This window comes from Luteibacter sp. dw_328, from assembly GCF_018449605.1.
Classification (GTDB): Bacteria; Pseudomonadota; Gammaproteobacteria; order Xanthomonadales; family Rhodanobacteraceae; genus Luteibacter.
Window position 1 is genome coordinate 308,204 of the sequence record NZ_JAAVUW010000005.1, and the last position, 23,365, is coordinate 331,568.

Here is a 23,365-nt window from a genome sequence, read left to right on the forward strand (position 1 = left end):
CATGCACGACCTGACGGGCAAAGTCGCTCTCGTCACCGGCGCAGCGAGCGGCATTGGCCGCGCGATTGCCGAAGCCTATGCGCGCGCCGGCGCGCGGGTGGTCGTCGCCGATATCGCGGTCGACAGGGCGAGCGAAGCCGCCGCGGCGATGGGGCACGGTGCCGTCACACTTGCCATGGATGTGACGGACGAGACGCAGGTGGACGAAGGCTTCGCGCGCATCGGGCGCGAACTCGGCCCCGTCGACATTCTGGTCAGCAACGCCGGTGTGCAGATCATCTCGCCGCTGGTGGATTTTCCGTTCGCGGACTGGAAGCGCATGCTCGCCATCCACATGGATGGCGCCTTCCTCACGTCCCGCGCCGCCATGCGTCAGATGATCGCGTCCGGGCGCGGTGGCTCGATCATCCTGATGGGCTCGGCGCATTCGCATGTGGCGTCGAAGTTCAAGGCGCCTTACGTGGCGGCGAAACATGGACTGCTGGGTCTTGCGCGGGTAATCGCAAAGGAAGGCGCAAAGGACAACATCCGCTCCAACGTGATCTGCCCGGGTTTCGTGCGCACGCCGTTGGTCGAGAAGCAGATTCCCGAGCAGGCGCGCGAGCTTGGCATCAGCGAAGACGACGTCGTGCGTAACGTCATGCTGCGTGACACGGTGGACGGCGAGTTCACCACGCTCACGGACATCGCCGACACCGCACTTTTCCTCGCGGGCTTCGAATCGAATGCGCTCACAGGCCAGTCGCTTGTCGTGACGCACGGCTGGCACATTCAGTAACGATCGGTCGCGGCCAGCGAGCCGGGACAACCCTACGTGCGCCTCGGCGAATGGTGCAAATCACCGCGCCGATGACCGATATGGGCAGCGCTCCCCCGCGCGTAGCTTCGTGGTCCCCTCGATACGAGAGAACCACCAAGCATGCATTCTCCTCATCGTCCCGTTGTCGCGGCGGTCGTGCTAGCCAGCCTGCCCGCCGTTTGCGGCGCCACCTCGATCCCGACCCCGCACATAGCGTGGGGCGCTTGCCCGGACAGCTGGGTGGGCAGGACATCCGTCGTACTTGGCACGCGTCTGCAGTGCGGCAACCTGAAGGCGCCACTTGACCATGTGACCCCCGACGGACGACAGATCGATGTCGGTGTCATCCGGGTACGCGCGGGCGATCCGGCAGGACGAGAAGGCGCCATTTTCTTCAATCCGGGTGGTCCGGGCATTCATCCGGGGAAGTTGCTCCGATCGATAGGCGAAGGCTGGTCGAGTATGCGTACCGACGACCCGGACGAAGGCGACAAGCGGCGGCTCGCGGACCGCTACGATCTCATCGCCGTCATTCCGCGCGGCCTCGTCGGAAGTGGCAGCTTCCGTTGCGCCGTGGACGCGCCGGCCCCGCCGGCGTATGCGTTCCTGCCGACCCATCTGGGCGATGCCAACTGGCGACTCGTGGTCGAGAGCGCCCAGGCGACGGTGGACGCGTGCTCGACACCAGCAGGCGCCCGCCACATCAACACCGAACAGCACGCGCACGACATGGACATGGTTCGCCGCGTCCTTGGCGACGAACGTCTCCATTTCTATGGCATTTCCTACGGCGGCATGGTGGGTGCCTGGTATGCATCCATGTATCCGACGCACACCGGCCGCTTGCTCCTGGATTCGACCATGGATCTCATGCACGGGTACCGCGCCGCCGCGCTTATGGCCCTGGCGGCGCAGCAGCGCGCCTTCAGCGAGGACGTCGTCGCGCCGGTGCTGCGTGACCCCACCCGTTTCGGACTGGGCACAAGCCGCGACACGGTCGCCTCAGCCATCGACGACTTTCCAGCGCGTGCCCGTGAGGCCTGGGCGGGACGCCTCGATACGCCGGTACGCCTCGCTGCCGCCCTGAAGCTGGTGGAGTGGATGGCCAGCGGCGATCCGCCGACCCTGGAGGCCATGACGCGCTTCATTGGCCGCACCATCTTCAGCAACGACCAGGCGCTGGACAGACGCCTGCGCTGGGAAGCCGGCCAGCTGGCTCGCACGCTGTATTCCGCGTCTGCCACGGATCCCTCCACGGACACGGAACCGGACGGCGGCGTCGTGCGCATCCTCATGGGCTGCAACGACGTTGCGTGGCCGCGGAGTGAAGCCGAGATACGCGAATCCGCGCGACGTTATGCCGCGCGGTATTTCAACTTCACGGGTGACGCAACGATGGAGGAGCTCACATGCTCGCGCTGGGGCGGCCCTGGTGCTCGCCAGCCGAATCTCACCGTACTGGGAAGCGCATCGCCATTCCTTCTGATCCAGTCCGAGAAAGACACGTCCACGCCGCTGGCAGGCGCCAGTCACGTGCTCCATGCCTTCGCCAACGCGCGGATGCTACTCGTGCGTAACTCGAGCCTGCACGGCGTGTTCAACTTCACGACGTCCCCATGCATCGAGCGAACGGCGTCACGCTACCTGCTCACCGGTGACCTGCCGGCCACACGATCGCGCGCGTTCGCGTGCAACGAGGTGTTCGATAATCCCGTCGATGCAATGCCGGGCGGGCCATCCCAGACTGCGACCGAACCCACGCCCATGGAGGGGCCGCTCGTGCCAGCGGATCACGACGAATTCTGACACTGATCCGGTGCGTGCGCTGATGCCGACGGAGTGCGCCGCCTCCTAACGTAGGCGGCCCTTACAAGGCGCTGCCCTTATGAAGAAGCAAGTCACCCTGGCCATGTGGGGCATGTTGCTATGTCACGGCACGAGTTCCGCACAGGAAACACCGAACTGGCAGCTCCCCGCGTTGCAAGCCACGACGATCACGTGGGCTCCATGCTCGCCGACGCTCGTACGAGCAAGCGCCTTTCGGCTGGGTGAGCGCTTGCGCTGCGGCACGATGTCCGTTCCGCTGGATCATCATCCCCAGGCCGGAAATATAGACGTCGCCCTCATCCGCGTCGCCGCGAGCGATCCGGCGCATCGGCAGGGTGCCATCTTCTTCAACCCGGGCGGGCCGGGCGAAACCCCGATGCACTACCTGCCATCATTGGCACAGTACTGGGACGACGCGTATGCCGAACACCCCGTGCACGGGACGAAGAAACATCTCTCCGCGCAATTCGACCTGATCGGCGTCGTTCCACGCGGGCTCGAAGGCGGCACTCGCTTTACGTGTACATCCGACGCCCAGTCGACCGACTACAACGACATCGTCGCCGATTCTTCGCCGGCGAATGTCCAGCGGATGGAAAGCTACATGCGTGCGACCGCTGCCGCGTGTCGCGCCAATCCGCTCCATCGGTTCATCAATACCGAGCAGACGGCGTATGACATGGAGGTCGCGCGCCAGTCATTGGGTGAACCGCGACTGCACTACCTGGGTTTTTCCTACGGCGCGTGGCTCGGCAGCTGGTATGCGGCCACCTTCCCCGAACGAGTGGGACGCATGGTGCTCGATTCCAGCATGGACTGGACGGCCGATTGGGATACCAACGTCACCCGCAGCAAGGAGGCATCGCAGGCAAGATTCGATCGCCTTGTCGGCGAACCCGCTGCAAATGACACTGATCGCTATCGACTCGGAGCGGATGTCGCGACGGTTGTCGCCCAGGTCGAGGGCCTTACCTTTCGGGTCCGGCAGGCCTGGGGCGGATTCTGGAAAACGCCCGAGGATCTCCTTGGGGCGCTGATCGTGTCGGACTGGCTGCGCGTCGAGCCTGACATCAGCATTGAAACGCTCATCGCGCGTGCGCAGGCCTATCGATTCCATCATGAGGACGCCGTCGACACGGCGATACGCAACGCGGTCATAGACCAGCCATGGCGGCTCTTTCCGGGGACACATCAGCCCGAACCGTTTGCGCTCGACGCGGTCGACTCCGTGTTCTCGGCTGTCATGTGCAATGACATGCCTTACAACGGTGATACCGCTCATCATCAAGCCAGGATTGCGACGCTCGCCCGGGCCCTTCCCACCGTGAACGGGCTGGGGCTGCAATACCACTGCGTGTACTGGGGAGGATCGCGGGCCATGCGTCCTCCGCTGAGCCGCATGAGTGCTGCCGGCGACATCCTCATGGTCCACGCCGCATTGGACCCGACGACACCGCTCGAGAGTGCCAACGCCGCGTTCGAGCGCAGTGCCACGACTCACCTTCTCGTGGCTGAAGGTATCGACGAGCATGGCGTCTTTGGCTTCACGGATTCCGCGTGCATTGAGGATACCGTCGGTCGCTACCTGCTCACCGGCATCCTGCCGGCGGGACGCAAATACCGTTGCGCAGCAACTCCGGCAGCACATGGTGGTCCCGAACGCGGATTCACACATCCGGGACGCGCCGCTGCACTTCGCGTGGAACTTTCGGGCATGCGTTCCACCTTGATCCCCGTGGGAGGGACCCATCTGTGAACCTAGCGCTCGCACGTCGGTCGTACGCAAACGCACTTCTGTGCGCCTCTTTCGCCGCAGTTTGCTTCATCTTTCCCATCGACCTCCGCGCAACGGCCACCACGACAGCGATCACCTGGCGGGCGTGCACGCCGGAGCTTCTCGAAGCGGGGTGGATCGCCGCGCTTGGCGCGCGCCTCGAGTGCGGGACCATGCTGGCGTGGCTCGATGCGGACACCCCCGCGCTCGGGTCACTCACCGTGGGCCTCGTACGATTAAGGGCCGGCGATCCCGCGCGCCGCGAAGGCTCGATCTTCTTCAACTTCGGCGGACCCGGTGGCAATCCCCTGGATTTCCTGCCGGGCTTTGGCTACTTGTGGTCGACCCGCTCCCTCGACCACCCACTCGATGGCGACAAGCGACGCCTGACCGACCGTTACGACCTGATCGCCGTCATTCCCCGCGGGTTACGCGGTGGTACGCGCTTCACCTGTCGTCATCCCGAGGCGAGCGATGGACACGACCCCACGGTCGACCTCGCCGACTGGAACTGGGACGGCTTCGCGAAGGATGCAAAAGCCTATGCCGCAGGTTGCGCTGCGGACCCACTCCATCCGCATGTGGGAACCCTTCAGCACGTTCGGGATATGGAACAGGCTCGACTTGCCCTGCACGAGAACGTACTGAACTTTGTCGGCATCTCGTACGGCACGTGGGTCGGCGCGTTCTACGCCTCCGCGTACCCCGACCATGCGGGCCGCATCGTTCTCGACTCGGCGATGAATCATGCCGGCACCTTCGAAGACCAGCTGGCGGACGATCCTTACGAGCGCCAGTCGTCGTTTGCGCGAACCGCATTGCGCCCTGCCCTTGCCGCGCCGGCACTTTATGGCGTCGGCAGCGATGCCGACGAGGTCATGGCGCGTTTTCGCAACATGCCTCATCGGGCACACGAAGCCTGGGCGTCGACGATCGACACCCCCGAGGAGCTGGTTGCCGCATTGACGATGGCCGACTGGATTCTGGCTGACGGGAAAGGCACGCAGGCTCATCTTCTCGCGCGCATGAAAGGCCACCGTTTCAGCCGCGATAGCGCCGTGGATAACGATATCCGTCGTGCCGCGATCAGATTTGCTGCGACGGCCGAGCAGGGCCTGGCTTTCGATTCCGAGGCCGAGCGCCTGGTCGACTTCTCGGTCTATCACGCGGTCGTTTGTGGCGATACGCCATGGCAGAAAAACCTGACGTCGTTGCGTGGGATGGCCAACAACATCGGGGCCAGGTATCCGGCTTCCAACGGCGTTCCTGTCACCGTCGGTCTGACGTGCCTGTACTGGCCCACGGCCCCGCGGTCGCGCCCTTCATTGGCGGGCCTCGCCAAGGCGCCGCCCATGCTCATGGTTCAAGCGGAGTTCGACCCAGCGACGCCGCTGACGGGGGCGATTCGTGCCTTCAACGCTTCGCCGAATGCTTACCTGGTGCTTGCACGTGGCATGACTGGGCACGGGGTATTCGGCAGCTCGGCCACGCCCTGCGTCGAGCGAGCCGTCGGTCGCTTCCTCCTCGAAGGAGAGCTACCGCGGCAACGCCTATCCGGCTGCGAGTTCGTGCCGACGCCGCCGTCGCGGCATGCCCGTGGCGTCGAAACACCTCTGGACGAAGGCGTCGTCCGCGATGAACTCGTGCGTCGCCTTCGAACGAGCTAACGCTGGTCAGAACATGATCTGAGCGCGAACCTCGACGATATGGGGATCGACACGAAGGTCGCGATGGTCGCTGATCGCACGGACGTAGTTGCCTTGAAGCTTGAGGTACTTCGTGAGGTACCAGTTCGTGCCGAACGTCCAGTCGTGTTCCGTGCCGCCCAACGTGGGGCCGTCGTCGAGATTGAGCGTGCTGTAACGGATCAGGAACTCCAGGGCGCCCCAGGGGCCCTTCGGCAAAACGTCGGAGACGTTGCCGCCGCTATAGGTCCTCGATTCGCCGGTGGCTACCCAGCTTCCGAAGGCGTACCAGCCGTGCGCCTCATAGGCCGGCTTGTTCTCGAGCTTCACTTTGGCGTCCAGATACTCGCTCTGCACCGACCAGGGTCCGTTGATCCAAAGCCCTTCGAGACCACGCCGGTCGACATGATCCGCCACGCTCAGAACGCCGGAGTCGATCAGGCGCTGGGTAGTGAGCCCGGCTTCCGGCAAGGCGCGAAGGCGCACGTTAGGTGGCGTGTAACGGTCGCGGCCGTCGGTCGTGCCATAGGGCGTTTCGCGCGACACCGAACCGCCGAGATGGAGCACGTTGCCCGGATCGTTCAACGGGGTCCACGCCGCGCGTCCGGCGACCATCCGGCCGTCGACATCACCTTGAAGGTTGCCGCCGTTGTAGTAACCCAGCTGCACGAGGTAGGCCTTCCGGGTCAGCGCCCAGTCGATACCGATGCGACGATTCGCATAGACCGCCTGCATCGGCAGCGACTGTTCCAGGAACGATGTGGTGCCCGTGCTGGTATTGCCTTCGAAGCCGACCGGCGTCTTCATGAAGCCGACGCGGACCGCGCCGTAGTCGTCGTTGAAGAGCGCCTTGGTCTGCAAGCGGAAGAATGTGTCGAGCCAGGTCTTCGCCTGGAAGTCGAATACGACAGTGGCGTCGTATACCCCTTTCTTGCGAATGAAGAAGCCGAATTCCTTGCGCCTATTCGTCTGCGCGTTCTCATACAGACCGTCATCGTGCGAGAAGCGATCGACGTCATACTGGTACTTCACGGACAGGCCAAGGTCCGTGCCATCGGCGAATACGTAGTGTGTCGGCCAATTAGTGCGCCAGTCGTAGTTATTGCCCGGCGCATCGGCAGCCGACGCAAACACGGGCGCGATCAGCGCCAGGGCGCTGAGGACGATCTTCTTCATGCAGGTACCCCTCCCAGGGATCAGCCGGCGGCACCAGCTGAGAGTTCGTAGGGAACTATACCGCGCACGCAGGAATTCGCTAAACCCTTCGAATCGAGCGCAAAAAAAGGGGCGCCGAAGCGCCCCTCTTCCCTCACCCCGAGTTGGATCGCGATCAGATCGCGTAGTACATCTGGAACTCGAGCGGGTGGGTGCTTGCGCGATAGCGGGTCACTTCCTGCATCTTCAGCGCGATGTAGCCGTCGATGAAGTCGTCGGTAAACACGCCGCCCGCCTTCAGGAACTCGCGATCCTTGTCGAGGGCGACGAGCGCCTCATCGAGGCTGGCGCAGACCTGCGGGATGTTCTTCTCCTCTTCCGGCGGCAGGTCGTAGAGATCCTTGTCGGCCGGTGCACCCGGGTCGATCTTGTTCAGGATGCCGTCGAGGCCAGCCATCATCAGCACGGTGAAGGTCAGGTAGCCCGACTGCATCGGATCCGGGAAGCGGATTTCGATACGACGGCCCTTCGGGCTCGACACGTACGGGATACGGCAGGAGGCCGAGCGGTTGCGCGCCGAGTAGGCGAGCATCACCGGCGCTTCGAAGCCCGGAACCAGGCGCTTGTAGCTGTTCGTCGTCGAGTTGGCGAAGGCGTTGATGGCCCGGGCGTGCTTGAAGATGCCGCCGATGTACCACAGCGCCGTCTGCGACAGGCCACCGTAGAGGTCGCCGGCAAACAGGTTCTCGCCATTCTTCGACAGCGACTGGTGCACGTGCATACCCGAGCCGTTATCGCCGACGATCGGCTTCGGCATGAAGGTCACGGTCTTGCCGGCCTGGTGGGCGACGTTCTTGATGACGTACTTCATCGTCATCAGTTCGTCGGCCTTCTTCACCAGGGTGTTGAAGCGCGTACCGATTTCGCACTGGCCCGCGTTGGCGACTTCATGGTGGTGCACTTCAACCACCTGGCCGAGCGACTCGAGCACCTTGCACATATCGGCGCGCAGGTCGCCCAGGCTGTCCACAGGCGCAACCGGGAAGTAACCGCCCTTCACGCCCGGACGGTGGCCGGTGTTGGTGCCGTCGTACTTGTAGCGCGACGACCAGGCGGCTTCTTCGGAGCCGATTTCGTAGAACACGCGGCCCATGTCGTTCTGCCAGCGGACCGAGTCGAAGATGAAGAACTCGGGCTCGGGACCGAAGAAAGCGGTATCGGCGATGCCGGTCGACTTCAGGTAGGCCTCGGCGCGCTTGGCGATCGAGCGCGGATCGCGGCCGTACGCCTGCATGGTGCTCGGCTCGAGCACGTCGCAATGCAGGATCAGCTGCTTGTGGGCGCTGAACGGATCGAGGTGAGCGGTTTCCGGATCCGGCATGAGCACCATGTCGGATTCATTGATGCCCTTCCAGCCGGCGATCGACGAACCGTCGAACATCTTGCCGTCTTCGAAGGTGCTCTCGTCGATGGCGTGAGCGGGAAACGTCGTGTGATGGTGCTTGCCGAGGATGTCGGCAAAGCGAAAATCAACGAACTCGATTTCCTCGTCCTGGATCAGGTTCAGCACTTTCGAAGCGGCGGACATAAAAACCTCGGGTAGGTGGGCGGAGTCCATTTAGCAATCGCTATGCCAGCGCAGCCGCCATCGACGGACCGGCCAGGACCAAGCTTTCGCATCATAGAACGGCGGCGAGGGCCATGTGCAAATGCACCAATGTGGTGCATTTGCACATGGCTTGCACCATGGATTCCCCTGGTCAGGTCCCCGCTGGCAAGCCGTCGATGAATTCACTCACGTGCCGGGCGCAGGCCTGAGGCGAGGCCTGCAGCAGTCCGTGCGGCCCTTCCACATCAACGATTCGCGCCCCAGGCAGGACGTGCCGCATCCACTCGGCCGAGGAGGCCGGGACGAGCACGTCTCGTGTGGCGCGCAGACAGAGCACCGGCACGTCGATGCCGGAAAGCGTCGTGCCCGCGTCCGCCGAGAGAACAGACCGTAAACGCCCGCGCAGGGTTGGTGCGTTCATGTCACCGACCGCTTCGATGAACTGCTTACGGATATCGGCACCGGGCCGCCGTCCAAGAAGCGCGGGGGAGGCTAGCCGCGCGAATCCCCGTGAGACGCCGAGCAGGCCGATCAGTGGCGACAGATAACGTGCCACCGGGCGTGGGTTACGCAGAAACGTCGAACAGAGGATGAGTCCTCGAAGACCCTCCGGCCGCTCCGCGGCCAGACTCGCGGCTACGGGTCCGGCAAACGACTCGCCAAGCAAGACGAAATCACGATGAGGCAAACGGTCACGAACCCAGGCCGTGAGTTCCGTGTAGCTGGTCGTGCCGCTCGCCGGGTATGGGATGACGCGCGCCGGGGTGACGTCGCCCAGTGCTGCGAGGAAGGGCCCGAAGAGCGTCCCGGTGCCATCCATGCCGGGCAGAAGCACCAGCTCAGGCATGCAGCGCGATGCCCGGCCCGATGCCGAAAACGAAAGCCGCGGCAACCACCACGGCGCCAATGATCCATGGCCACGACGCCCCCCACGGTTCTTCGCCAGTCGCGCCGACTGCCGCCGGGTCGGTCAGCGCCGGAACGAACAGCAGCCCGAGCATGCAGCCGAAACCGCCGCTCACTCCGGCCAGAAGAACGAGGCTCGGTATCGGGTTCATCGCGGCACCGGCAACCAGCAGCAGGCTGCCGGCCACGTAGGACGGCCAGGTGAGGCGAGGGATGGCCTCACGCGCCATGCCGCCGACATCGAGCCGGAGGGCCAACGACACCGAAGCGATGCGCAGCGACAGGTAATAGCCAGCAGCACCCAATATGGCGAGTCCGACACGCCAGACCACGCGTGGCTCCCATCCTCCGATTACGACAGCCATATCGCCGAAATCGAGCATGCCCGAGTACATCGGGTAGCCAGTGCCATTGAGCAGGTTGACCGTCGCGAATAGCCAGAGGAAGAACGCTCCCGTTCCGAATGTCGTGAGACGACGAAACCAGGCAATCGCGAGCACACCCAGGACAACGTTCGCCAGTGGGCCGGCCAGAGCGACCCAACGGCTGATGGCGCCGCTCGAATTAAGTGCGACGGTGGTCAGCGATACCGGGGTCACGTCGACCACGAGCAACGTAGCCACACCGTGTCCAAGGACTTCATGGCACATGTCCATCGCCGCGTAGGCGACGATGGCGATGGACGCCGTCGTCGCGAGACGCCATGGCACAGCCGCGAAACGGCGACCTCCTTTCGATCGAGTCATGGCGTCCATCCCTGCCCCTTCGGTTTCGGCGGATTGTGTCGCATCCCCTGCCCGCCGGCTACGGCTATCATCAGGCGGCAACGCACACCATGACAGGGGATGGATATGGCATCGCAGGGATATCGACGCGCGTTCGTAATGGTCGCACTGGCTTTCGGGGCGGCGCATGCGGCGCCCTGGTTGCCCAAGGACGCGTCACCTCTGGCAGCTTTCATGCAGCACGTCGCGACGGCCTCGGCGATTGCCGATCCGCTGGAGCGCTGCCTGAAGATGCCGGATCCACCGGGAACCCACTGGAACGCCGCAGGTGTGGCTGCCTACTGCCGTTACCACGCCGTAACTACGATGACCCCGGCACGGTTCCAGGCACTGATGGCGCAGGGCAAGGCCGCGACCGTGGACCGCGAGTTCGCCGGCTACCTTCGCGCGCAGATGGATGACCCGGCCGCTGCTGGGCGCCTCGACCATGCGATGTACGCGGCAGGCTTCCACGATGCCGGTGAAAAGACCCGGTCGGCCATCGATGCCTGGAAGCGACAGCGACCGGACAGCGCCTTCGCGTTTGCCGCAAGCGGCATGCAGTACCGGGCGGAGGCGGAACGCGGAGGCGGCACGGCGACCCCGCCACCGGTAGATAACGCGCGCGCGGACTTCGACCGTGCTGCCACCATGACGCCGGCCATACCTTCGATCTACGCAGACATGTTTCTCGTCGGCGCCATGACCGGGGACACGACCTACGCGCAAGCTGCCTCGCAGCGCGGACTCGCGATGCAACCCGGCAACCTTTCCCTTCGGCTGCTCCAGGCCAGCGTAGCGAGCGGGGAGCAAGGCGGCAGCCGCGAGTCGCAGATACAGCAGCGAGCGGAGGCCGCGGCGCTGGCCGACCACTTTCCACTCATGTGGGTGGTCGCCGGTCGCCTGTCCATCGCGATCGACAAGGAAGACGCCGGTGGTGCGCCGAACGACGGCAAACCGCTATTCGATCTGCCCGAAGTTGCCCCCGCAAGCGACCTTGGCCACCTTGCCAGTTGGGGTCGGTTAGGAGGCGACGGCGACGCCGCCATGATTCTCGCCGTCGAGGCCCTGCGGTTCGATAGCGGACAGGAGGAAGCCCTCGAGGTCATCGGTGCCGTTGGCAGGCATAACGGTTACGCCGAGTGGTCAAAGGCCGCGCTGAAACGCGCAACGGCCGAGCACCCTGGAGCGGACGATGTCGCTCGCGTCTCGGCGAAGTGGCTACGCGAATTTTAAAGGCGACAAAGGGATGGATATGATCAAGCAGGGAAATCGACGCGCTCTTCTGTTGGGCGGGCTATTGCTGGCCGTCGCAGCGCTTGCCGCTTCAAAGGTCTGGCAGCCACCGGCGGCGACGCGCGCGAGTGGTCAGGGCCAGGCCACGGCCTCGTCGGCTTTCGAGGCGTTTATGACGCAGGTGCAATCGGCCTCGAAGATCGCCGACCCGATCGAGCGCTGTCTGCACATGCCCGACCCGCCCGGCTCGCATTGGCATGCGGACGGCGTGGCCGCGTATTGCCGATACCGCCTTACCGAAATGGCGGATATCAAGGGATTCCGTTCGCTTATCGCCGCCGGCAAAGGCGCCGAAGTCGACCGCATCCTGGCCGGCTACCTGCAAATGCAGATGCACGACGCCCGGTATCCGGCCATCTTCGATCAGGCAGTAAACCGTGCGGGCTTTGATGATGCCGACCCGGAAATGCGCGCAGCCATCGATGCCTGGATGCACCAGCGGCCAGATAGCGTCTTCGCCGTGGCAGCCAGCGGCATGCAGTACCAGCGGGCGGCCTTTGAGGCGCGCGGCGCCGATCTCGCATCGAAAACCCGCGAGGAACAATGGCGCGCAGCACGACAGCTGGCGGCGTTCGCACGTCGCGACCTGGATCGTGCGGCGGCCATGTCGCCGGTCGTTCCGACGATCTACGCCGACATGCTTCGCATGGGCGTACTGGTCGGCGATCGTCGCTATGCGACGGCGGCTATCGAACGCGGGCATGTCGTGCAACCGAACAATTTCGTCCTACGCCTCGACCAGGCCAGTTTCACCGGCAGGAAGTGGGGTGGCAGCGCGGCCTGGGTCGACCAACAAGCCAAGGAGGCAGCCGCCGCTGCCGAGCACACGCCTCTGCTCTGGGTCGCGGCAAGCCATGCGCGTATTCAGGCCGCGACGGACGGGAACCTCACCCCACCGGCTGACGACGGATATCTTTCGCTGGCTAGTGACGTAGCCACGGGCCACGACTTCAGCCAGCTTGCCGCAGACGCCAACCGCGCCGGGCAGCGCGAAGAAGCCTTCGTGCTGGCGGTGGAGGCGCTGAGATTCGATAACTCGCAGGACGACGCACTCTACGTCGTCGGCAACCTGGGTAGCAAAGGCTACTACCGAGAATGGGCGAAGGCGGAACTCATCCGCGCCACACACGAACATCCGCGCTCCGTTGAGGTCACCGGAAGTGCGGGCGTCGCGCTGCGTCGCCTCCACGAGCCGGCGTTGGCGGAGCCTCTTCTGGTGTATGCGACGGAACATGGCGCCGATGACTGGGTCCTGGCGACGCTCGGCGATTTCTATTCGCACGAAGGCAGGAACTACGCGAAGGCCGGCGCGATCGCCGACGAATTGATCCAACACAATCCCGCCAACCCCGACGGTTACGTCATTCGCGCGTGCGTGGACAAGGACACGAACAGCCCTAATCGCTATCGCTCGGCCAAGGACTTCCTCACTCGCTTCGGGAACGATGCTGACCAGCAGGGTCCCGCATCGGAGATCCGTGCGTGGCTTGCGGCGAACCCGGAGCCCTCGACGGGCTGATCGCATCGCCCCGCGGCTGCCCAGGGAAAGGTTTTGCCTGAAACACACATCGATTACCCTGCCGGTACAGCCGTAATCGAGCTCTCCCCCTCAGGAGCTCGCGCCCACCCCTGCCATCGCGAATCCATCCATGACGAAGAAAACCGAGAACGACACGCCGGATGCCGGCCGACGCCGCCTGCTGGGCGGCATTGCCACGACCGGCGCGGTGCTTGCGCTGGGTGGGGTGGCCGAGGTCGCCGCTGGCGAATCGAAAGGACTTGCGCCTGCGCCGGGCGGCAAGGAACTCGACGCGCTGCTGGAAAAGCACGTACAGCACGTTGTCGTGATTTACGCGGAAAATCGTAGCTTCAATAACCTGTTTGCCGAGTTCCCGGGACTTCAGCAGCCGCTGGGTGCCGTGCCTCCGGAGCGTTACCTGCAGCGCGACCGCGATGGAAAGCCGCTGACGACGCTGCCGCCGATATGGGGCGGCCTTGTACCGCACCAGCAGGTGGTCGACCACAAGCCTTACAAGGTCGGCGAGCAAGACATCACCGGCCTTCCGAACGCGCCGTGGGCCCTGCACACGGGAGACGGCACGCCGCTGCCGCACGGCGTGGTCACCCGCGATCTCGTGCACGCCTTCTACAACAACCAGCTGCAGATCAACGGCGGCAAGAACGACGGATTCGTCGCCTGGGGCGACAACGGCGCGATGACGATGGGTCACTACGCGTCCTCGCCGGTGCATCTGCGCCTGTGGCGCCTCGCCGAGCAGTACACCCTGTGCGACAACTTCTTCATGGGTGCCTTCGGCGGCTCGTTCCTCAACCACCAGTATCTCGTCGCCGCGCAGCCGCCGTTCTATCCGGATGCAGACAAGAGTCCCTCGCAGTTCGGTATCGCGGTGACCGAGAGCGGTGATCCGCTCGACTATCGCCTGAAGATGGCGGAGGAGTCCCCGGCCAGCGCCATGCAGGGCAAGCCGAAATTCGCTCACCACAGCCAGCTCACGCCCGACTTCTTCGCCGTCAATACCATCGGGCCGCCCTATTCGCCGGGCTTCAACGTCGATCCGAAGAATCCGTTGCTCGCCGACGCCACGAGTGCGAACACGCTGGTTCCGCAGAAGCACAAGCACATCGGTGACGTGCTCTCGGAGAAGGGCGTGGACTGGGCCTGGTATGGCGGTGGCTTCCAGGCCGCTCTGGACGGCAAGGGCGAGGGCGATAGCGACGACAAGCAGTTCCCGCAGACGCCGAATTTCCAGCCGCACCACCAACCGCTCAATTATTTCGTCACGCTCGCGCCGGGTACCGAGGCGCGCAAACGGCACCTGCGCGACGGTGGCCTGGGTGAGACGGCGAAGACCAATCTGTTCCTTGCCGACGTCGCCGCCGGCAAGCTGCCACCCGTGACGTTCTATAAACCGCAGGGCGATCTCAACATGCATGCCGGGTATTCGGACGTCGAAGCTGGCGACCGCCATATCGCGGGCGTCGTGCATGCGCTGCGCTCGAGTCCACAGTGGAAGGACATGCTCGTCATCGTCACATTCGACGAGAACGGTGGCTGGTGGGACCACGTCGCTCCGCCGAAGGGCGATCGTTGGGGACCGGGTACGCGTATTCCGGCGTTGGTGGTCTCGCCGTATGCGAAGAAGGGGCATGTCGAGCATACGATCTACGACACGGGCTCGATTGCGCGGTTGCTGACGCGGCGGTTCAAGCTGGAGAAGTTGCCGGGGTTGAAGATGCGAGAGGATGCGATGGTTGCGGCGGGTGGACCGGCGGCGGGTGATCTTACGGAGACGCTGGATTTTCCGGCGGTCGGTTAGAGCATCGCCGATGAATCGGCTCCCACAGGAGGCGCTTAGCTCGTTGTGGGAGCCGCTTCAGCGGCGATAACCCGACCCCTCAGCGCCAGGCACGCCCCTCAATGCCCCGGCGTACCACCCGATGCAAACGGCGGCTTCGCAAACCAGATCGCCACCATCGCGACCAGAAAAATCAGCGCGAACCCGAAGAACACATCGTTCACCGCCAGCGTCGCAGCCTGCAGGTCGACGATACGGTTGAGCGCGGCGTTCGCGGTCGGCCCCTGCACACCCAGCGCCTGGAACCGGTCCAGGTATTCGGTCGTCGTTCGGCTTCCGGCGCTGACATTTTCCGCTAGCACGGCGTGGTGGTAAGTCGTTCGATGCGAGTACATCGTGGTGCTCACTGCCGTAGCGATGCTGCCCGCCAGCGTCCGGAAGAAATTCGACAGGCCTGACGCACTGGCCACTTCGTCGTCCGGCATGCCCGAAAGGATGATCTGGTTCACCGGCACGAAGAACAGGGCGATGCCCGCACCCATGCAAAGACGCGGCAGGGCCATGTCGCTGTAGGCGGCATTCGTACTCAGCGCGGACATGTAGAACGATGCACCCGCGAACACCGCAAAGCCGATGGTGTTCAGCAGACGCAGATCGAACTTGCTCTGGAACACGCCGACGATGGGCGACAGCACGATCGCAAGGATGCCGATGGGCGCGACGACGAAGCCGGCCCAGGTCGCCGTGTAACCAAGGACCTCCTGCACCCACATCGGCATGACGACGGTACCGCCGAAGAAGGCGAACATGCCCAGCGAAAGACAGAGCACACCGACGAAGAAGTTTCGTCTTCCCAGTAGTCGCAGTTCCACCACGGGGTGCTTGTGCATGAGCTCCCAGGCGATGAGAAAGGTGATGCAGACCAGCGATACGATGGCCAACACGACGATGGTCTTCGAAGTGAACCAGTCGTCGTCGTTGCCGTTATCGAGCATGAACTGCAGGCAGCCCACACCCACGGCCAGAAGGAACAGTCCGATCGCGTCGATCGGCATCTTGACCACTTTCGACTCGCGATCACGCAGCAGCGCATAAGTGACGACAACAGCGAAGATGCCGACCGGGATGTTGATGAAGAAAATCCACGACCAATGATAGTTATCGGTGATCCAACCGCCGAGGATGGGTCCGAACACCGGCGCGACAACGACGGTCATGGCCCATAGCGCCAACGCGATGGGTCGTCTCGCCACGGGATAATTGTTGAGCAACAGGGTCTGCGACAGCGGCACCATGGGGCCCGAGACAGCGCCCTGCAACAGGCGAAAGACGATCAGCATCGGCATGCTCGTCGAGAACCCGCAAAGCGCCGAGAACACGACGAACAGTGTGACCGAGATCATGAACGTACGCACTTCACCGAAGCGACGCGCGACCCAACCGGTCAGGGGCTGCATGACCGCGCTTGCCATCGAGTAGGCACTGATGGCCATGGTGCCTTCGTTGCTGCTCACGCCGACATTGCCGGCGATGGTTCGCACCGACACATTGACGATGGAGATATCGAGCACCTCCATGAAGGTGGCCAGTGCCACGCCCGCGGTGAGCAACACGAGCGCACCACCGGTCAGCGGTGGTCTCGATGCGCCGTTGCCGTTCTGCCCTGCCATCGATCAACCGCCGCGCTTGGCCGGGACCGGCTTCGGGGTCGCATCCACGGTGTTGGCGCGGATGATTTCCTCGGCGTGCTGGTCAGCTTCGCCCATCTCCTGCTCATAGACATTCGTGCTTGCCAACGGCTTGCCGCGAGCGGTATCGGACAACACGCGACCATCGCGGTCGTGCGTATCGACGTTGACGTCGGTGGACAGGCCGATGCGCAGCGGATGCTTGCGCAGGTCCTCGGCATCGATCGCAATGCGTACCGGCAGGCGCTGAACCACCTTGATCCAGTTACCGGTGGCGTTCTCGGCCGGGAGCAATGAGAACGCACTGCCCGTGCCGGCGTTAAGGCCGATCACCTTGCCGTGATATTCCACGTCGGAATACATGTCCGTGGTGATCTTTACCGGCTGACCGATGCGGATGTGCTCGAGCTGCGTCTCCTTGAAGTTCGCGTCCACCCACAGGTCCGACAACGGCACGACGGTGAGCAGATCCTGGCCTGCCTGGATGCGCTGGCCCACCTGCACCTGGCGGCGCGCGGCATAACCTTCGATCGGCGAAACGATGGCGTTGCGGCCGTTGTTGACCCACGCGTTACGGAACTGGGAACGCGCCTGGATCACCGCCGGATAGGTATCGACGGTGGTGCCGTCGACCTGCGCATGCGCCGCTGCCGCTTCGCGCTCGGAGGCGTCCAGTGCGGCCTTCGCCTGTTCCATCTGGCGCTTGCCGCTATCGACTTCCTCGGCGGATACGGCACGGCGCTCAAGCAGCGGATGGCGACGGTTGTATTCGTCGCGCGCCTGCTCGTACTGGGCACGCCGCTGCGGGATCGCGGCGTCGGCCTGGTTGGCCTGCTGCATCTTTGCCTGGGCCTCGCGTACGGCCTGCGCGAGCTGGCCCTCCGCGTTCATCAGGGCAACGTTGGCATCCACGGGGTCGAGCTTGATCAGCACCTGGCCTGCATGGACACGCTCGGTTTCCTCGGCGTCCACCTCGATGACGGTACCGGCAACACGCGATGAGATCGTCACCATGTCGCCTTGTACGTAAGCGTCATCGGTGGTCTCGCGTTTGGAGAGCACGAAGATATAGAACAGCAACCAGCCCAGGGCGGCGAGGATGAAGACCGCGGCAATGATGGAGAGGACGATGACCTTCTTGCGCTTGGCTTTCGGGTCTTCTTTTTTGTCGTCGTCCTTGCCGTCCTTGTCTTTACCATCCTTGTCCTTGCCGTCTTTCTCCTTGTCCTTGCCGTCCTTGTCTTCCCCGTCGTCGTCGCCCTCCTTCTCGTCGTGCTTCTCCTCGTCACGCTCGCCGCGCGGCGACTCGTCACCGTACTTGTGCAGGTACTTGTAGCGATACTTGAAAGGCAGCGGCGCGGTGCCGGTTTCGCCGTCGTCGCGCGGCTCGTCGTTTTCTGGGGTCATCGCGGGGAGTCCTTGCCGGTGTTGCCAGCCGGAAGAGCGGGAGCGTCGTCAGCGTAGTAACCGCCGCCGAGCGCGTGGATGAGGGAAAGGTTTGCCGAAAGCATCTGGCTGGTGAGCTGCAGGCGCGCGTCGCGCTGCTGGTCGAGCTGCATGTCGGCGTTGAGCCAGGTGCGATCGTCGATCAGACCTTTCGAGCGACGGTCGGCCGCCTTGGTCCGCTGGGCCGCGCTGGCGTCGTACTGCCGGTCTACCTGCACGCGCTGGTCGTCGAGCATCTGCAGGGTCGTGACGCTCTGGGCAATCTGGCCGGCCGCCTGCACGACGGCACCGTCGTATTGCGCCACGGCGGTGTCGAGCTGCGCCTGGGCGCTCTCGAACTGGGCGCGAAGGCGTCCACCGCTGAAGATTGGTAGCTGGATGGACGGACCGATGTTTGCGAGCTTCAGGTCGGTACGCGTGCCCGACCCAAGATCCGGATAGGTCCGCAGGAAGGCCGCCAGTCCCGTGAGACTCACGTCGGGGTAGTAAGCCTTACGGGTCTGGTCGATGTTCTTCGAGGAGGCCTCGATCTGCCAACGGGCGGCGGTGATATCGGGACGCCGCGCCAGCAAGCCCAACCGCGCGTCGGCGGGCAGCGTGGTGTCGGGCGTCGGCAGGGGAGACGGCGTGAGCGTGCCGAGATCCTTGGGCGAGACGCCGGCAAGCGCGGCCAACTGCACGAGGTCGAGGCTCGCCGCGCCTTCGAGCTGGGCCACAGCGCGTCGCTGCTGGGCGAGCTGGCCATCGGCCTGGTCGAGCGAGGTGGGATCGTCGAGGCCGGCGTGCACACGTAGCTCGACCAGCTCGCGGTATTGCGCCGAGCTGTCCGCCGCGTGCCGGGCGACCTGGAGCCGCGCCTGCTGCGCCTGCCAGTCGTAATAGGTGTTGACCACGTTGTACTGCAGCGACGTCGCCGCCGACGCGCGCTCTGCTTCAGCGGCACGGGCCTGGCCGACGGCAGCGGATACGGCGTCCTTCTGCTTGCCCCAGATGTCGAGATCCCAGGTGGCCAGCGCGCCGGCTGCCCCGCTGTTGCTCCAGCTCTTGCCAGGGTTGAGCTGGAAGCTCTGGGCGCTGCCGGCTGCACCCGGCACGTCGCCTTTGACGGCGACATCGCTGTATCCGTGGGTCCCACTGAGCAAGCCGCGCACCTGCGGGTTCAGATCGGCCCGCGCGGAATCCACCGCGCGCGTCGCCGTGCGATAGCGTGCCTCGGCCTGCTCCAGGTCCGGCGAGCCACGCATGGCGATATCGACGATCCGATCGAGCTGTGCGTCGCCGTAACGCTTCCACCACTCCGGCTGCGGCCAACCGGCCTGGGTCGTAGGCAAGCCGGCGATCGGCACCTCCTCCCGAGGCGCGAAGGCAGGCGGGCGCACCGCTGGCGCGCAGGCGGCGACGAACAGGGCGGTGCCGAGAACGGCGATACGGACACCGCCGCATCGGCGACGGAACCGGCTTGGGGAGGACGCCATGGCATTCCAGGTGAAGGCTGCTTACGACGGTGAAAAATATCAGCGCACCGCGTGCGCACCGCGTGACGGTGGCCGTCAGCGGCTAAGCTATGCGCCGTCCCCTCGCCCGGAATGCTTAGCCAGTGAACGACCTGATCAGCGCCATCCTCCTCGGCATCGTCGAAGGGATCACCGAGTTCCTTCCCGTCTCCAGCACCGGTCACCTGCTCATCGCAGAGCGCTGGCTCGGCGCGCGCTCGGACCTGTTCAACGTAGCGATCCAGGCGGGCGCCATCCTCGCGGTGACCTTCATTTACTGGCGCACCCTGTGGAGCATGGTCCAGAACTGGCGGCGCCCGGAGACGCGCGACTACGTCATGAAGCTCGCCGTGGCGTTCCTCATCACGGCAGCCCTCGGCCTGGTCGTGACCAAACTCGGTTTCAAACTGCCGGAGACGATCACCCCGATTGCCTGGGCGTTGATCATCGGCGGCATCTGGATGATTGCGGCCGAGAAGGTCGCGATGCACCGTCCCGACCAGGTGGCGATCACGTGGCGCGTGGCGATCCTGGTTGGCCTGGCGCAAATTGTTGCGGGCATCTTCCCGGGTACATCGCGCTCCGCGTCGACGATCTTCGTCGCCATGCTTGCGGGCACCAGTAACCGCGCGGCCGCCACCGAGTTCGCCTTCCTTGTCGGCATTCCGACCATGTACGCCGCCACGGGCTACGAGTTGCTGAAGACCTTCAGGCAGGGCGGTGCCGCCGGCGAAGACTGGACCGGACTCGGCGTCGCTTTCGTCGTCTCCACGCTCGTCGCCTTCGTCGCGGTGAAGTGGCTGCTCGGTTACATCCGCTCGCACAAGTTCACCGTGTTCGCCGTGTATCGCATCATCCTCGGCATCGCGCTGTTGCTTCTGCTTCCTGCGGGTGGTTGAGTCACCGGCCCGGCCATGAACACCCGCTACCGGCTGCTCGATCTGACGATCGACCTCGCGCGCCAGCGGGTGGAGCGCGGTGACATCGCGCTCGATGTGGCCGGACTCAGTTTCCAGCTATTGGCGTGCCTGATCGAACGCGGCGATCGCGTCGTTGGCTTCGACGAGCTGATGGAGGTCGTCTGGGCGCCCGCCGTGGTGAACGAGGAAACCGTGACCCAGCGCGTTCGCCTGCTGCGTCAGGCGCTGGGTGACGATGCGCGCCAGCCACGCTATATCCGCACCGTGCGCGGACGCGGATACCAGCTGGGTGCGCCGCCCGAACCTCTCGCCGAGGAAATCGCGCCGCGACGGCATGCGATCTGGCCGGCACTCGCCGCCGTTGGCGTACTGGCCGCCGTCGCGCTGGGTGCCGGTTTCCTTGGCCGCGAACAGAAGCCAGTACCGACCGCGCAAGAGGAACTTCTCCAGCGCGCCCATTGGTATGCCGCCATGGGCCAGCGCGAAAACAACGAACGCGCGCTCGCCCTCTACGACGGTGCCTTGCACGAGGCCCCCGACGATGCCGACGCGCTGACCGGTGCGAGTCGGACGCGGTCGGCACGCACCTGTCTCTACAACACCGGGGCGGATGACGCGCGCGATGCGTTACGGCTGGCGGGGCGCGCCGTCGCATTGCGGCCCGATCTCGCCGACGCGTGGTCCGCACTGGGCTATGCGCGCGATTGCCTTGGCGATATCTCCGGCGCTATCGCCGGATACGAACAAGCCGTGCGACTGGAACCTTCCGACGACGCCAGCCGCTCGTCGGCCGCCTACCTGTATCAGGAGCAAGGGCGTCTGGCGGATGCCTTGCGAGCCAATCTCGACCTGCACGGCGACCCGGCACGCGTACGTTTCCGCGACGTCCAGGTCGCGCGCGAGTACGAACTGCTCGGTTTCGGCGCGGCGGCCGAGGTCCGTTATCGACGCGTCTTCGAACTGTCGCCAGACAACGTTTTCTCCAACCTTGCCTGGCCCGCCTTCCTTTTCGCGCACGGTCGCTTCGACGAAGCGCGCGCGGCGCTGGACCAGGCCCGGGCGCGGGGTACGCCGCGCGCTGAGCTGGCGCAGCTGGATGGCGAACTCGCCCTGCGTCGCAATGACCCGGTCGCCGCGGCCAACGCGTTCGCCGAAGCCCATGCGATTCGCCCCGACTCAAGGCTCCAGACGACACTCGCGGCCGTCTATGGGCGCGTTCCTGCCAGCCCGGCGTGGCTCGCCGATCGTATTGCGCAGACCCGCTCCAGCCTGGTTGACGACCCATGGCCATCCAGCCGGCTCGAACTGGCGGTCCTGCTGCAGGCAACCGGCGATCGGCGCGGTGCGATTGCCGCCCTTTCCGACGCGGTGGACAAGGGGTGGCGAGACGCGGGCTACCTCCGCGCCTCGCCCTTGTTCGCCTCCATCGCCGGGGATCCGGCTTTCGAGGCGGTGCTCGCTGCTATCGATCGCCGGGTCACGGCGGAACGGGAAAGGGTGCTTGCGGCGCCCTGGTGCCCCGCCGACCTGAAAACCCGGCAGCTTATGCAGGAAAGCAATCAGCGCGGCAGGGACTTAAGAATGTAATCGCGGAAGATGGCCTGGGACTGGGGGTGGGCGAAGCTCTTGTTGTAAGCCTTGCTGGTGACGACGGTGACCAGGCCGCGTTCGGGCAGGACGAACACATAGTTGCCGCCGTTGCCGCTCATGGCCCAGACCTTCGTTTCCACACCGCTTATCGGGAAGCGGAACTGCCACCACAGGTAGCCATAGTCCGCATCGTCGCGAGCCTGGGCATGGGGCGTCAGCATGGTGGTCACCCACGCCTTCGGCAGCACCTGCTTGCCATGCCACCGACCGCCATCGGCAGCGAGCAGGCCGATTCTGGCGAGGTCGCGGGACCGGTATCGCGTGCCGCCTCCGCCCATGCCGACGCCCTCACTCGAGGTATTCCACTTCACCTGGGTGATGCCCAGCGGCTGTTCCAGCGCTTCGTGCGCGAACCGGGCCAGCGGCATCTTCGTCGCCCGCTCCACCACGGCGCCGGCCAGGAAGGCACCGGCGGTGCAGTAGGAGAATGTGCGCCCATACGGCGAATCCTTCGGACGGGTGACCCAGGGCGCGTAACCGCGAATCGGGATGTTCAGGGCGAAGTCCAGCCAGCGTTCGGAGACGTACATGCGCTCCTCGTTACCGGCGGAGAATTCATTCTCGTCATCACACTCGAGGATCGAGCTCATCGTGATGAGGTCTTCGAGGGTGATCGCCGCCCGGCGCGGGTCCGGATGAGCGATGGAAATCTCGGGAAAGTATGCGTACACGGGGGCCGACACGTCACGGATCGCCCCGCGCTGGATGGCGGCGCCGACGAGCATGGCCGTCAGGCTCTTGCTGGCCGAGCGGACGTCGTTGAGCAGGTCGGCCGAGCCGTCGTTGAAATAGTGCTCGTAGACCAGCTGGCCGTGGTCGACCACCAGCACGCTGGTGATCTGCTTGAAGCTGCCGTCGACCATCTTGTCGTCGAGGCTGGCGAGCGTGGCGGTGTCCCAGCCAAGCTTCGCGGCGTCGGCGACTGACCAGCCGTCAGGGGAGGCTACGGGCGGCTGGTATTGGCTGGCCGCGACCGGGAAGGCGGCGACGAGGATCAGGGCGGCAAAGGTGCGGCGCATGGTGGGGCTCCTTGGGA

17 protein-coding genes are annotated in these 23,365 nt (G+C 64.8%); 9 read left to right on the forward strand and 8 right to left on the reverse strand.

Annotation, left to right across the window (positions count from 1 at the left end; genetic code table 11):
- The first annotated feature begins 1 nt into the window (after position 1).
- The 4 genes from HB634_RS14090 to HB634_RS14105 all read left to right on the forward strand — a co-directional run bounded on the left by HB634_RS14090 (position 2) and on the right by HB634_RS14105 (position 6,067).
- Entirely contained in the window at positions 2–778 is a 777-nt protein-coding gene (locus HB634_RS14090; protein WP_213948999.1) for a 3-hydroxybutyrate dehydrogenase, read from the forward strand.
- A 141-nt stretch (positions 779–919) separates the two neighbouring features.
- Entirely contained in the window at positions 920–2,605 is a 1,686-nt protein-coding gene (locus HB634_RS14095) for an alpha/beta fold hydrolase (RefSeq protein ID WP_213949000.1), read from the forward strand.
- A 79-nt stretch (positions 2,606–2,684) separates the two neighbouring features.
- Positions 2,685–4,382, forward strand: a complete 1,698-nt coding sequence (locus tag HB634_RS14100) for an alpha/beta fold hydrolase (RefSeq protein WP_213949001.1) — start codon at positions 2,685–2,687, stop codon at positions 4,380–4,382.
- Positions 4,379–6,067 carry an alpha/beta hydrolase gene (locus HB634_RS14105; RefSeq protein ID WP_213949002.1) on the forward strand — a complete coding sequence of 563 codons (1,689 nt, stop codon included), beginning with the start codon at positions 4,379–4,381 and terminating at the stop codon, positions 6,065–6,067. Before HB634_RS14100 ends, HB634_RS14105 begins: the two co-directional genes overlap by 4 nt.
- 6 nt (positions 6,068–6,073) lie before the next feature.
- On the opposite strand, the gene HB634_RS14110 is transcribed toward HB634_RS14105, so the two are convergent.
- The 4 genes from HB634_RS14110 to HB634_RS14125 form a co-directional block, all read right to left on the reverse strand.
- Positions 6,074–7,261 carry a porin gene (locus HB634_RS14110; protein ID WP_213949003.1) on the reverse strand — a complete coding sequence of 396 codons (1,188 nt, stop codon included), beginning with the start codon at positions 7,259–7,261 and terminating at the stop codon, positions 6,074–6,076.
- A 154-nt stretch (positions 7,262–7,415) separates the two neighbouring features.
- Positions 7,416–8,828 (reverse strand): type I glutamate--ammonia ligase, encoded by a 1,413-nt coding sequence (glnA, locus tag HB634_RS14115; RefSeq protein ID WP_046965754.1) that lies wholly within the window; start codon positions 8,826–8,828, stop codon positions 7,416–7,418.
- Positions 8,829–9,000: 172 nt separating this feature from the next.
- Positions 9,001–9,696 carry an alpha/beta hydrolase gene (locus HB634_RS14120; protein WP_213949004.1) on the reverse strand — a complete coding sequence of 232 codons (696 nt, stop codon included), beginning with the start codon at positions 9,694–9,696 and terminating at the stop codon, positions 9,001–9,003.
- Entirely contained in the window at positions 9,689–10,501 is an 813-nt protein-coding gene (locus HB634_RS14125) for a hypothetical protein (RefSeq protein WP_213949005.1), read from the reverse strand. The genes HB634_RS14120 and HB634_RS14125 overlap by 8 nt, the downstream gene beginning before the upstream one ends.
- A 105-nt stretch (positions 10,502–10,606) precedes the next feature.
- Here HB634_RS14125 and HB634_RS14130 point away from each other — a divergent pair, with 105 nt between their 5' ends.
- The 3 genes from HB634_RS14130 to acpA all read left to right on the forward strand — a co-directional run bounded on the left by HB634_RS14130 (position 10,607) and on the right by acpA (position 15,153).
- Positions 10,607–11,755: a hypothetical protein gene (locus tag HB634_RS14130; protein ID WP_213949006.1), complete on the forward strand. Its 1,149-nt coding sequence runs from the start codon at positions 10,607–10,609 to the stop codon at positions 11,753–11,755.
- Positions 11,756–11,774: 19 nt separating this feature from the next.
- Positions 11,775–13,334, forward strand: a complete 1,560-nt coding sequence (locus tag HB634_RS14135; RefSeq protein ID WP_213949007.1) for a DUF4034 domain-containing protein — start codon at positions 11,775–11,777, stop codon at positions 13,332–13,334.
- Positions 13,335–13,464: 130 nt separating this feature from the next.
- Positions 13,465–15,153 carry an acid phosphatase gene (acpA, locus tag HB634_RS14140; protein ID WP_213949008.1) on the forward strand — a complete coding sequence of 563 codons (1,689 nt, stop codon included), beginning with the start codon at positions 13,465–13,467 and terminating at the stop codon, positions 15,151–15,153.
- 98 nt (positions 15,154–15,251) lie between these two features.
- Here the strand turns inward: acpA and HB634_RS14145 are convergent, their stop codons facing one another.
- The 3 genes from HB634_RS14145 to HB634_RS14155 are packed head-to-tail and all read right to left on the reverse strand — an operon-like array spanning position 15,252 to position 19,741.
- Entirely contained in the window at positions 15,252–16,802 is a 1,551-nt protein-coding gene (locus HB634_RS14145) for a DHA2 family efflux MFS transporter permease subunit (RefSeq protein WP_213949009.1), read from the reverse strand.
- Positions 16,803–16,805: 3 nt separating this feature from the next.
- A complete protein-coding gene (locus tag HB634_RS14150; RefSeq protein ID WP_213949010.1) occupies positions 16,806–18,227 on the reverse strand; it encodes an HlyD family efflux transporter periplasmic adaptor subunit in 1,422 nt (473 codons plus the stop codon).
- Positions 18,224–19,741 (reverse strand): efflux transporter outer membrane subunit, encoded by a 1,518-nt coding sequence (locus HB634_RS14155; RefSeq protein WP_063571869.1) that lies wholly within the window; start codon positions 19,739–19,741, stop codon positions 18,224–18,226. The genes HB634_RS14150 and HB634_RS14155 overlap by 4 nt, the downstream gene beginning before the upstream one ends.
- Positions 19,742–19,863: 122 nt before the next feature.
- Here HB634_RS14155 and HB634_RS14160 point away from each other — a divergent pair, with 122 nt between their 5' ends.
- The gene (locus tag HB634_RS14160; protein WP_063571868.1) at positions 19,864–20,658 is read left to right on the forward strand and encodes an undecaprenyl-diphosphate phosphatase; all 795 of its coding nucleotides are present in this window, start codon (positions 19,864–19,866) and stop codon (positions 20,656–20,658) included.
- Positions 20,659–20,673: 15 nt separating this feature from the next.
- A complete protein-coding gene (locus HB634_RS14165) occupies positions 20,674–22,266 on the forward strand; it encodes a winged helix-turn-helix domain-containing protein (protein ID WP_213949011.1) in 1,593 nt (530 codons plus the stop codon).
- On the opposite strand, the gene HB634_RS14170 is transcribed toward HB634_RS14165, so the two are convergent.
- Entirely contained in the window at positions 22,239–23,348 is a 1,110-nt protein-coding gene (locus HB634_RS14170) for a serine hydrolase (RefSeq protein ID WP_213949012.1), read from the reverse strand. The genes HB634_RS14165 and HB634_RS14170 overlap by 28 nt on opposite strands.
- Positions 23,349–23,365: the final 17 nt, after the last annotated feature.